An 11,884-nucleotide genomic window follows, 5' to 3' on the forward strand; every position below is an offset into this window, starting at 1 on the left:
CCCGAAAGAGACGAGATAGGAACTTGCATGACCAAACCCATTGTATTTAGTGGCGTACAGCCTTCTGGTGAATTAAGTATTGGTAACTATTTAGGTGCGTTGCGTCAGTGGGAGCAAATGCAGGATGACTATGATTGTCACTACTGTGTTGTTGACCTACACGCCATTACCGTGCGCCAAGATCCCAAGGCGTTGCACGAAGCGACCTTGGATGCACTTGCAACCTGTTTAGCGGTTGGCGTATCGCCTGAGAAAAGTACACTGTTTGTACAGTCTCATGCGCCTGAACACGCACAGCTAGGTTGGGTGTTGAACTGCTATACACAAGTCGGTGAGTTAAACCGCATGACGCAGTTTAAAGATAAGTCTGCACGTTACGCTAATGACGTAAACGCGGGTCTATTTGACTACCCTGTATTGATGGCGGCCGATATTCTTCTCTATGGCACCCACCAAGTTCCGGTAGGCAATGACCAAAAACAGCACTTGGAACTTGCCCGAGATATCGCGACGCGTTTTAACAACATCTACGGCGATACCTTTGTGGTGCCAGAACCGTATATTCCAACCGCGAATGCACGCGTAATGAGCCTGCAAGACGCGACGAAGAAAATGTCGAAGTCTGATGATAACCGTAAGAACGTGATTACTTTGCTCGAAGATCCGAAATCGATCATCAAGAAGATCAACAAGGCACAAACCGATACCGATACTCCGCCTCGTATCGCTTACGATGTTGAAAACAAAGCGGGTATTGCGAACTTGATGGGACTATATTCAGCCGCCACTGGGCTAAGCTTTGCTGATATTGAAGCCAAGTATGCCGGGGTTGAGATGTATGGTCCGTTCAAGAAAGATCTTGGCGAAGCTTTAGTCGCCATGTTGGAACCTGTACAGTCTGAATACAAGCGTATTCGTGCTGACCGTGCTTACATGGATGCAGTGATGCGTACCGGGGCGGAAAAAGCGTCTGCTCGTGCTAGTCAGATCCTCGAAAAAGTCTACGCAGCGGTTGGTTTTGTGGGACGCCCATAGTGGCCATCGATTGCGGTTAAAACAGAAAGCCACGCAGTGCGTGGCTTCAGATTGATGACGAACCCCGCTTTTTAAGCGGGGTTCTTTTTTGGAAGCGACCGTAGGTCGCGATCGCGATATTTTTTGCTATGTCGTGCGCAGAAGTTTCCGTTCATTACATAGGCATACAGAAGCAAGTATTTGCCTCATTTCTGCCATGTTTAAGCCTATTTTTCGGAGATAGTTCATCACCAGCGCTATCTTCTTGATGTTTTGGGCTGCCGCTGCCAACCAACATTGCATTTGCACATTGGCTAGACCGCGGAAGCGAGCATAACGATGACCGTGATGTTGCTTAGCGTCTGCAAAGCTACGTTCTACTGTTTCACTTCGACGTCTATAAGTCTTCTTGCCGTAGGAAGAGAGCCGCATTTGGTTTGCCCTCTCTACTGCGTCACTATAGATATGCCGTGTAATCACTTTCTTCATATTTCTGCTTTGAGTACAGTCATCCCTCATTGGACAGAACGCACATTCTTTGGGGCTGAGTGGTATTCTCGATACGCATCGCGTGAGGTCGTTTTATAAAGCAACTCCTGACCATTCGGACATTGGTAGCTGTCTCTTTGCGCATCGTAAGTAAAGTGTTTCTTTTTGAACGTATTTTTCGTTCTAGATGGACGTCGATAACCGAACACGCCAAGAATAGCTCGACGTTCAAGTGACTCCGCCACTGGAGCAGTAAAGTAGCCCGCATCCAGTCCAACAGCTATCGGGTTCAATTGGAATGTGGCAAGCGTGTAATCTAAGCGTTGAACGTAAGGCTGTGAGTCATTGATGTTACCCGCGGTGGTGTAGGTATCGAGAATAATTCCGTGTTGACCATCAACGGTTCGATGGTCGAGATAAAAGAAGCCTTGAGGCTTATTATCACGAGTCATGAAGCCACTCTCTGGGTCAGTGGTGCTGGTTTTAGTATTCTTTGTTTTTGGCTCTGACTCCCGAGCCTTAAGTGGCTTCTTACCTGCTTTTTCTCGGTCTAAAGCGACGTCTTCATCCAGCATATCAAGATAGGTACTGGCACGAACCGCCGTGACTTTATTGGTGTGTTTATTCTTGTTGGCGTTCGCTTTGAGATGAGTACTGTCCGTAAAGAGCTCTTGACCCGCGACCAAGCCTTTCGACATGGCTTGCTCTACGATATTGATAAAAATACGTTCGAATACATCCGTGCCATTAAAGCGACGAATGCGGTTCTGGCTGAGAGTAGAAGCGTGAATGACTTTCTCTGTTAATGACATCCGCAAGAACCAACGGTAAGCGACATTCACTTCAATCTCTTTGACGAGCTGACGCTCACTTTTATGCCAAAGATGTAGCCAAGTAAGATGATTTTGAAGAGGCGGACAGGGTCAACAGGTGGGCGTCCATTATCTTTACAGTAAAGATGAGCGACTTCATCTCGAATGAATTCGAAGTCGATAGCATTATCGATTTTACGCACTAAATGGTTTTTAGGAACTAACTGTTCCATCGTCACCATTTCCAGTTCGTATTGTTGCGGAGTAGGCTCTTGAAGCATAACGGAGTGTCCATATTTCGATACCCCTATTAGATCAAAGGTCTAGCTCGAAAGCTAGACCTTTGTCAGCAGTCTGAAGCCACGCAGTGCGTGGCTTTTTTTTATTCCTTCAATGCCGTACAAAAGCTGACATCTGCCGTATAGGTGTCAGGATCAAAGTGGTGGTAATACTCAAAGCAAGGACGGTCATCCATCTCTAACTTAGCTTCAACAATATCCGCGATCAGCGCTTCCCAATACTCGCCATACTGAGCTTTTTCTGTGACTTGTTGTCGAGTAAATGCATATTTCCCGCCAGGTAGTGTTTTGATTTCGACACCTGAAGAAGCGGAAGTACCTTCAGGAACCGGGGTACAGATATCAGTGCGACAGTGATCGGGTGCGGTAATTTCTGGATTGTCGTGGTAGATGAAAATAGCAGGCTGCAACGGCAGCTGATTCATCTCTACCCATTGATAGAGTTGGCCGCAGGCTTGCTCATAGTTTTTGCCATAGGGGCCTGTGACGCGTACAAAGGCAACGTGCATTTTTTCAAATTGTTGGATTTCCATATTGATTCTCCTCTGTGGTGGTTGAGAATCAGTATGAATGAGCGACCAAGTTGGCGCGTGTTCATCCTTGCTATATAGGTGTCCAAACTTGCTATTTTTACCGAGTAGTTGATAGAACGCGGCGAGATCAGCGCAGCCGCGCATTTCACTTGGCGTCACACCAAAGTGTTTATTGAATGCCTTCGAGAAACTTTGCGAGCTTGAAAAGCCGAGTGTGAGTGCCACATCGGTGACTGAGCGTTTGTGGTAAAGCAGCCAAGCGACGGCTTGCTCCATTTTTAAGCGACGTAAGTAAGCTGCGAAGGGTTCACCAGTGACGAGTTTAAACACGCGATGAAAATGGTAGGGAGAGATATTGGCCATTGCCGCGGTGTCTTCGAGTTGCAGTGGCTCATTGAAGTGAGTTTCCAAATAACGGATAACCGGTAAGAGCTTTTGATGATAATCCGTTGTCATTTTTCCCCCTAATACAGTACTCATCGGATCCTTTCTTGCCTTTTGAGTCAGAGTGGGCAAAATAGGCGCTTCTCAAAAACGTGCTAGCATTGTGGTGTATATGCTTCTGATTATCGATAACTATGACTCGTTCACCTATAACTTGTATCAATATTTTTGTGAGTTGGGGATAGAAGTCAAAGTCGTGCGTAACGACGACGTCGATATCGCTGCGATAGAAGCGTTGTCACCGACTCATTTGGTCATCTCGCCGGGGCCTTGTACGCCAAATGAAGCGGGGATTTCTCTGCAAGCAATTCGACACTTTGCGGGCAAGCTACCTATTCTTGGGGTTTGTCTCGGTCACCAATCTATCGCTCAGGTCTATGGTGGGGAAGTCGTTCGTGCCGATCAGCCGATGCATGGCAAAACAAGCCTTATCCGCCACAACGAACACGGCTTGTTTGCTGGTTTAAACAATCCACTGCAAGTGACGCGTTATCACTCTTTGGTTGTCACTCAACTACCGGATTGCTTTGAAGTCACAGCATGGTGCCCAACAGCGAAAGGGGATGGGAAGATCATCATGGGCTTTCATCATAAACAGTTGCCTCTTCACGGTGTCCAGTTTCATCCGGAAAGTATATTGACAGAGCAAGGGCACGAGCTGTTAGCGAACTTTCTGCGAGACTAATTTCGATCTTCATCACTAATCGCAACATTTCTTCGCTGCTGATTGACTTAACACAGTGGCGAAAATTTATTCACTGCTATTCCGTATCCTTTCTGTTGTCATTTCCTCTCTGGAAAGAGTCTATTGCGTCTCAATGTCTTAATAAATGCCAATAAAAACTGCATAACTATGTCTTACTCTGCCATCGCTATGGTATGAATAGAAGAAAGAACAGCAGATTCTGCTATTGAATTGGTTAATAAATTGTTAATACTGTCAGGAAGTCGCTGCACAGTGGAAGGAGTGAGTAATATGGAACAGACAATGAGTCGATCCCTATTTGATGAGGTGATGGTGCCTTGTTATGCCCCAATGGAAATGATCCCTGTGCGCGGAGAAGGGGCAAGCGTTTGGGATCAGCAAGGGAAGCATTACATCGACTTTGCGGGGGGGATCGCCGTAAGTTGTTTAGGCCACGCTCATCCAGCCATGGTCAATGCGCTCACCGAGCAAGCCAATAAGCTTTGGCACCTCAGCAATGTCATGACGAATGAACCGGCGTTGGCGCTCGCAAAGCGACTGACAGAGATCAGTTTCGCCGAAAAGGTGTTTTTCGCCAATTCTGGGGCCGAAGCGAATGAAGCGGCATTGAAATTGGCCCGTCGCATTGCCTTTGAAAAACATGGTGCGGAAAAATCGGAAATTATCGCCTTTAGCCAAGGATTCCATGGTCGCACATTCTTTACCGTCACGGTGGGTGGTCAAGCGGCATATTCAGATGGCTTTGGCCCCAAGCCTCAAGATGTCACCCATTTGGATTACAACGACCTTGCCGCACTTGAAGCGCATATTTCTGATAAAACATGTGCCGTTATGATGGAACCGCTGCAAGGTGAAGGTGGCATCATTACGCCGAGCGATGCGTTTGTTCAAGGTGTTCGCGCACTGTGTGATAAGCACGATGCATTGCTTATTTTTGATGAAGTACAGACAGGTAACGGCCGTACTGGGCATTTTTATGCATACCAAGGCCAAGGTGTGACGCCGGATATTCTCACCACAGCAAAATCACTTGGGGGTGGCTTTCCTATTGGTGCGATGTTAACAACATCAGCGTTAGCCGCACACATGAAAGTGGGCACGCATGGTTCAACCTACGGGGGGAACCCATTAGCTTGTGCCGTCGCGAATGCAGTGATTGATGTTGTGAGCACGGATGAAGTGTTGGCGGGCGTCAAAGTCCGTGAAACTTGGTTCAGAGAAGGTCTCGGCAAGATCAACGAGAAATACCAGCTATTTAGCGAGATTCGTGGTCAAGGTTTGCTTCTTGGCGGGGCGTTGAATGATGCTTGGCAGGGGCGTGCAAGAGACATTCTTATCGCGGCAGGTCAGGAAGGGCTTCTTGTCTTGGTCGCAGGACCAAACGTTGTTCGATTCACACCTTCACTTGTTATCTCACAGCAAGAAGTGGAACAAGGTCTTGAAAGACTGGAAAGAGCAATTGCCAGCTTAGCAGTATAAATCTCCTTAACTAGCGCCCCAGCTTTGTGGGCGCTGGCTACACTAAAGGGACCTAAGCCATCTTTTCATTGGCTCTGTGAGGTCGCTTGGGTATCGCACCGCTGGCGTACAGGAGGAAGGATTGCATGCTTGTTATACGTCCTATCACCATGGCTGACTACCCTGCGTTACTCACTTGTGCTAAAGAGTCTGGCCATGGCTTTACATCCCTACCCGTGAGTGAAGAGTTACTCAAAAAGCGTATTGCTCATTCCGAGCAGAGTTTCGCGCAAGTTGTCGATCATGCGGGTGACCAAGGCTATTTGATGGTGGCTGAAGATATCTCCACAGGAGACGTTGTCGGCACTACTGCGATTGAAGCCGCGATCGGGCTCGATGTCCCTTTCTACAGCTATCATCTTTCCAAAGTCGTCCATTCATCGCCTAAGCTTGGCGTACATAATGTCGTTGAAGTGCTTGCACTGGGAAATCACTACACAGGCTGCACCGAAATTTGCACGCTCTTTCTGCGCGAACGGTGGAGGAAGGGTCTCAATGGCAAACTGATGTCAAAGTGTCGCTTTCTTATGTTGGCTGAACATCCAGAGCGTTTTTCTGAAACCGTGTTCGCCGAAATGCGTGGTGTGTCTGATCCTCAAGGAAACTCGCCATTCTGGGCGTGGCTCAAAGAGCACTTCTTTTCTATCGACTTCACCTTGGCCGATCACCTGACAGGGATCGGTAAGAAAGGCTTTATTGCCGATTTGATGCCAAAGCACCCAATTTACGTCAGCTTGCTGAGTAAAGAAGCACAGGCGGTGATCGGTCATGTCCATGACAACACGCGACCAGCCTTGAGGTTATTGGAACAGGAAGGCTTCTCTTGCCGCGGTTATGTCGACATCTTTGATGGCGGGCCAACGGTTGAATGCGAACGTCGCCACATAGAGTCTGTCCGTCACTCTTTTCAAGCGCAGGTCGAAGTGGGTGACGTTAACGCGGGTGAGCCCTTCCTCGTCTGCAATAGCCAGTTTGCTGACTTTCGTGCCACAGCCGCTGATCTGCATTATGACGAAAAGCGAGGGGTGGTTGTCATGGGCGCTGAGATTGCCGATGCGCTATTGGTAGAGGCCGGAGAGACGGTACGCCTGTTGGCAATGCACGAGTGAATCCCAGATAGATAAGGAGTCGCCATGAGTACTCATTGGATTGCGGGGGAATGGGTGAAGGGAGAGGGCGCAGCAATGCAGTCTATCAACCCCTATAGTGAAGCGCGGGTCTGGCAGGGTGATAGCGCATCTCCGGAGCAAGTGTCTCTCGCGGTTGCTGCAGCGCGTGCCGCATTTTTGCAGTGGCGTCAGACGTCTGTTGATGAACGTTATGCCTTAGTGAACCGCTTTGCGGAGCTGGTTGAAACGCACAGCGAAGAAATCGCCCGAACAATAGCGGAAGAGACGGGCAAACCGTTGTGGGAAAGCCGTACTGAAGCCGCCGCGATGAAGGGCAAAATTGCGATTTCAAAGCGCGCGTTTGAAGAGCGAACCGGGGAGCGAGCTAAATCCCTTGGTGATACCGCCGCCGTTTTACGTCACCGTCCTCTTGGTGTGTTAGCCGTGTTTGGCCCTTACAATTTCCCCGGCCACCTTCCCAATGGCCATATCGTGCCAGCACTACTGGCTGGCAATACTATTGTCTTTAAGCCGTCGGAGCTGACGCCTAAAATGGGAGAGCTTGCGATCAAACTATGGCAACAAGCTGGACTTCCTGCCGGGGTAGTGAACTTGGTGCAAGGTGATAAGTCGACAGGCCAAGCGCTAGCGAGTCATACAGGCATAGATGGACTGTTGTTCACGGGAAGCGCGCATACGGGGCATCTGTTGCATCAACAGTTTGCGGGTCAGCCAGGAAAAATGTTGGCATTGGAGATGGGAGGAAACAATCCGCTGGTTGTCTCTTCGCATTGTGGGGAAGTGGATGCGGTTGTTTACACCATCATCCAGTCAGCGTTTATCAGCGCGGGTCAGCGATGCACATGCGCTAGACGGTTATACCTACCCAACGGAGAGATAGGTGATGCGATTGTTTCGCGTCTAGTTCAAGCCACCAAAGCGATTCAAATTGGTGGGCCTTTCGATGAGCCCGCACCTTTTATGGGACCGCAAATATCATCGGTCGCCGCTGACGGTATTATGGCGGCGCAGCAACGACTTTTAGAGTTGGGTGCTGCTCCTCTGTTATCTGCTGAGCGAGGTGTGGGCGCAGTGGTTACGCCATCAATCTTGGATGTGAGCGCGATTGAGACATTACCGGACGAAGAGTACTTTGGCCCCTTGTTGCAGGTTGTTCGCTATACCGCTCTCAGCGAAGCGGTAGAGCTGGCCAATAACACCCGTTTTGGCCTGTCTGCGGGCCTTATCTCTACCGATGATTCGGAGTGGGACTTCTTCGTGCAACATATCCGTGCTGGGATAGTAAATCGAAACCGGCAACTCACTGGCGCGAGTGGGGATGCGCCTTTTGGCGGGCCGGGTGCATCAGGAAACTTACGGCCAAGTGCGTATTATGCTGCGGATTATTGCGCTTATCCCATGGCGTCAATGGAGGGAGAGACCCCATTGATGCCAACGCAACGTTCCCCCGGACTCGAAAACTGGTGATGCTATGTATAAAAGACTGTTTGAACACCTATGGCAAGATTATACGCGTCGACTTTGTCCCTCAGCATTGCGTGTTCATGCGTTGCTGAGTGAAGGAGAGCCGTTGGTTAATGACCATATTGCGTTACGCACATTTAATTTGCCTGATGTGGGGTTGGATGCGTTGGCTGCGCCGTTTATCGCTGCAGGGTACGTGCGAGGTGGGGAATACCATTTTGAGAAAAAACGCCTCTATGCTGAGCATTTTGAGCATCCGGATCCTGAAGCACCGAAAGTATTCATCAGTGAGCTGTTAGTTGGACAGTGTTCAAGCCGATTGCAATCCGATGTGCGTGCATTGGTCGCGCAAATGGAGACACCGTTGGACCCGCATGGTGCTTTTCTCTCGTTAGGGCGACCATGGCAGTTATCTCTGTCAACGTATCAAGCCTTGGCGGAAGAGAGTGAATATGCGGCATGGGTGGCGGCCCACGGTTATGGCGCAAATCACTTTACGGTCAGTATAAATGCACTATCGACGTTTGACGAAGTAGAAACAGTGAATACCTATTTGAAGCAACATGACTTCGTGTTGAATGATGCTGGCGGCGAAGTCAAGGGAGGACCAGAGGTACTCTTGGCACAATCATCGACCATGGCTGATGCCGTGCCAGTGACATTCAGTGACGGTGAGGCCACTGTTCCGGGCGGGTTTTATGAGTTTGCTAAACGTTACCCACAAGCGGATGGGCGATTATACCCCGGTTTCGTTGCTGCATCGGCAGATAAGATTTTTGAGAGCACCCACCGAAACGGATGAAAGGGAAAAGAGAAGCAAACAAAAAGCTCGCCTAGGCGAGCTTTTTTGATTCACGTTTGCCGTTGAGAAGGCGACTGCTGAGAGCAGATTAACGCGTACCGTATACCACGATAGTTTTACCGTGTGCAGAAATCAGGTTCTGCTCTTCTAGCATCTTCAAGATACGACCAACCGTCTCTCGTGAACAGCCAACGATTTGACCGATCTCTTGACGGGTAATCTTGATCTGCATGCCATCAGGGTGCGTCATCGCATCCGGTTGGCGCGCTAGGTTTAGCAGTGTTTGTGCGATGCGGCCTGTGACATCGAGGAACGCTAGGTCACCGACTTTCTGGCTAGTGACTTGCAGACGGTTCGCCATTTGCGCAGAAAGGCGCATTAGGATGTCTGGGTTCACTTGAATAAGCTGGCGGAATTTCTTGTAAGAAATTTCAGCAACTTCACATGGGGTCTTGGCACGAACCCACGCCGTACGCTCTTGACCTTCTTCAAATAGGCCAAGCTCACCGATAAAGTCACCTTGGTTAAGGTAAGACAGGATCATCTCCTTGCCTTCTTCATCCTTGATCAATACTGCAACTGAGCCTTTTACGATGTAGTAAAGGGTTTCACCCTTCTCACCTGCATGGATCAAAGTACTTTTTGATGGGTACTTGTGAATGTGACAGTGAGACAGGAACCACTCTAAAGTTGGATCAGTTTGAGGTTTACCTGGAACCATAAAAATAACTTCCTCTGCATTTGTTGCCCAACAACGATATCCTTATAATCGAGCATTAACTCAATGGTATTGGTGCGTTGTCTAGGATATGTAGTCCGCTGCGACGCTGCAAGCGTACTTACCAAATTTATTCCTGAGTTTACCGTGTTTTGGCGTCCTTTTCTTGATGTAGATCGATGAGAAACGGGCATTTTTTACTCATAAGTGTGCACATGATCACACACTGACGAGATACTTGGAGAGACTTATGCAGTCACGAGTCAAATGGGTGGAAGGAATGACCTTCTTAGGTCAGTCCGATTCGGGTCACAGTGTAGTGATGGACGGCAATGGTGGAGAGAAAGCCCCAAGCCCAATGGAGCTAGTGTTAATGGCTGCTGGCGGCTGTAGTTCTGTTGATGTCGTCGATGGATTGAAAAGCGCGGCTCAGCAAGTGGTTAGCTGTGAGGCGGCGTTAACCTCACAGCGTCGTGATGAAGCGCCACGTTATTTTACGGCAGTGAATGTCCATTTCACCGTCACTGGTCATCAACTGGACAGCAAGATTGTCGAGCGTGTCGTGGCTGACTCACTTGAGAAATACTGTTCTGTTTGCCTGATGTTGGGGAAAGGTGTTGAGATGACACACTCCATTGAGGTCATTGAAGCCTAGCGCGCAGCGGTAGGGTTTGCCACTAAAAAGGGACGCTGTTGCGTCCCTTACTTTTTTCGGCTCTCCAGGTTTCTAAAACCTAACCAATCTTACCGGTCTCTATTAGGTTTTGAATCAATGGGCGCATGATCAGCTCCATTGCAAAGCTCATTTTACCGCCCGGGACCACAATGGTGTTGTGACGCGACATAAAAGAGCCTTGAATCATCGAAAGTAAGAATGGGAAATCAACGTTCTTTATCCCACGGAATCGGATCACGACAAAGCTTTCATCGAGTGAAGGGATACCTTTCGCATTCAGTGGGTTCGAGGTATCAACAGTGGGAACGCGCTGGAAATTGATATGGGTGCGCGAAAATTGCGGCGTGATATAACTGAGGTAATCGTCCATTGAACGGACAATGGAATCGGTCACCGCTTCGCGTGAGTGGCCGCGGTCACGCGTATCACGAACAAACTTTTGGATCCACTCTAGGTTAACAATGGGCACCATACCAATGAGCAGGTCAACATGCTGAGAGACGTTAACATCACCATCCATGACCCCACCATGTAAGCCTTCGTAAAACAGCACATCGGTGTTTTCAGGTAACGTTTGCCAAGGCGTAAAAGTGCCCGGCATGAGGTTGTACGGGACGGCTTCATCAAAAGTGTGCAGATAGCGACGGAATTTCCCCGTTCCATCTTCACCATACTGCTTAAAAAATTGCTCCAGCGCTTCGAAGTCATTAGCTGCCGGTCCAAAGTAGCTGATATGTCGGCCTTGCTCTCGGGCTTTGCGGATCTCTACGTCCATCTCAGGACGCGTGAAACGGTGGAAGCTATCGCCTTCGAGCCATGCGGCATTGATGCGCATCATATTGAACATTTTGCGGAAGGCTTCAGAGGTGGTGGTGGTGCCAGCACCCGACGAACCTGTTACCGCGATAATGGGATGTTTTGCAGACATAAGCTACCTGAGGTTAACGCATTAGATGCAAGTTATTAACAGTCTATGCATCAGAGATCAAGTGATAGAGGCGGAACTGAGATCACGCCTAAGTTTGATATCTACTGTTTCATGGAGTTGTGAAAAAACGATGACCGCCTCATCGCTTTGCAATAATTGCTTGAGGTTATTGACTTTTTCCTCAAGAGAAAGCTCGCTTTCGCCATAGTCAGTGCCTTCTCGTAACACAACGCTTTCGACTAAATTGTCGAAGGTTTCGGAGTCTAATTGTTGCCAGGGAATAATCATGACGCTCGAATATACTGCATAAATAGTTGTTGATAGCTTACCTTATATACTCAAACCACCTCA

The 11,884-nt window shown here is 48.8% G+C and carries 11 protein-coding genes and 1 pseudogene; 7 read left to right on the forward strand and 5 right to left on the reverse strand.

The annotated features are described in order from the left end of the window. Positions 1-27 precede the first annotated feature (27 nt). A complete protein-coding gene (gene trpS, locus TSUB_RS01100) occupies positions 28-1,035 on the forward strand; it encodes a tryptophan--tRNA ligase (RefSeq protein WP_087020814.1) in 1,008 nt (335 codons plus the stop codon). A gap of 126 nt (positions 1,036-1,161) precedes the next feature. On the opposite strand, the pseudogene TSUB_RS01105 reads toward trpS, so the two are convergent. Further along, positions 1,162-2,596, reverse strand: a pseudogene (locus TSUB_RS01105) (IS1182 family transposase). Between the two features lie 101 nt (positions 2,597-2,697). Continuing rightward, complete coding sequence (locus tag TSUB_RS01110) at positions 2,698-3,603, reverse strand: AraC family transcriptional regulator (RefSeq protein ID WP_087017600.1); 906 nt, start codon at positions 3,601-3,603, stop codon at positions 2,698-2,700. A gap of 100 nt (positions 3,604-3,703) precedes the next feature. Here TSUB_RS01110 and TSUB_RS01115 point away from each other — a divergent pair, with 100 nt between their 5' ends. The 5 genes from TSUB_RS01115 to TSUB_RS01135 all read left to right on the forward strand — a co-directional run bounded on the left by TSUB_RS01115 (position 3,704) and on the right by TSUB_RS01135 (position 9,211). After that, entirely contained in the window at positions 3,704-4,276 is a 573-nt protein-coding gene (locus tag TSUB_RS01115; RefSeq protein ID WP_087017602.1) for an aminodeoxychorismate/anthranilate synthase component II, read from the forward strand. A 291-nt stretch (positions 4,277-4,567) separates the two neighbouring features. Continuing rightward, a complete protein-coding gene (locus TSUB_RS01120; protein ID WP_087017598.1) occupies positions 4,568-5,776 on the forward strand; it encodes an aspartate aminotransferase family protein in 1,209 nt (402 codons plus the stop codon). A 125-nt stretch (positions 5,777-5,901) separates the two neighbouring features. Continuing rightward, positions 5,902-6,924, forward strand: a complete 1,023-nt coding sequence (gene astA, locus TSUB_RS01125; protein WP_087017596.1) for an arginine N-succinyltransferase — start codon at positions 5,902-5,904, stop codon at positions 6,922-6,924. Between the two features lie 24 nt (positions 6,925-6,948). Beyond that, positions 6,949-8,412, forward strand: coding sequence for a succinylglutamate-semialdehyde dehydrogenase (gene astD, locus TSUB_RS01130; protein WP_087017593.1), 1,464 nt, complete (start codon positions 6,949-6,951; stop codon positions 8,410-8,412). 4 nt (positions 8,413-8,416) lie between these two features. After that, positions 8,417-9,211 carry a DUF1338 domain-containing protein gene (locus tag TSUB_RS01135; RefSeq protein ID WP_087017591.1) on the forward strand — a complete coding sequence of 265 codons (795 nt, stop codon included), beginning with the start codon at positions 8,417-8,419 and terminating at the stop codon, positions 9,209-9,211. 88 nt (positions 9,212-9,299) lie between these two features. On the opposite strand, the gene crp is transcribed toward TSUB_RS01135, so the two are convergent. Continuing rightward, a complete protein-coding gene (gene crp / locus TSUB_RS01140) occupies positions 9,300-9,932 on the reverse strand; it encodes a cAMP-activated global transcriptional regulator CRP (RefSeq protein ID WP_087017589.1) in 633 nt (210 codons plus the stop codon). A gap of 247 nt (positions 9,933-10,179) precedes the next feature. Here crp and TSUB_RS01145 point away from each other — a divergent pair, with 247 nt between their 5' ends. After that, a complete protein-coding gene (locus tag TSUB_RS01145; RefSeq protein ID WP_087017587.1) occupies positions 10,180-10,584 on the forward strand; it encodes an OsmC family protein in 405 nt (134 codons plus the stop codon). Between the two features lie 79 nt (positions 10,585-10,663). Here TSUB_RS01145 and TSUB_RS01150 read toward each other — a convergent pair whose 3' ends face one another. Together TSUB_RS01150 and TSUB_RS01155 are read right to left on the reverse strand one after the other, a co-directional pair. Then, positions 10,664-11,533, reverse strand: coding sequence for a phosphoribulokinase (locus TSUB_RS01150; RefSeq protein ID WP_087017585.1), 870 nt, complete (start codon positions 11,531-11,533; stop codon positions 10,664-10,666). Positions 11,534-11,590: 57 nt separating this feature from the next. Further along, complete coding sequence (locus TSUB_RS01155) at positions 11,591-11,821, reverse strand: YheU family protein (protein ID WP_087017583.1); 231 nt, start codon at positions 11,819-11,821, stop codon at positions 11,591-11,593. Positions 11,822-11,884: the final 63 nt, after the last annotated feature.

Origin of the sequence: Thaumasiovibrio subtropicus (assembly GCF_019703835.1) — a bacterium.
Classification (GTDB): domain Bacteria; phylum Pseudomonadota; class Gammaproteobacteria; order Enterobacterales; family Vibrionaceae; genus Thaumasiovibrio; species Thaumasiovibrio subtropicus.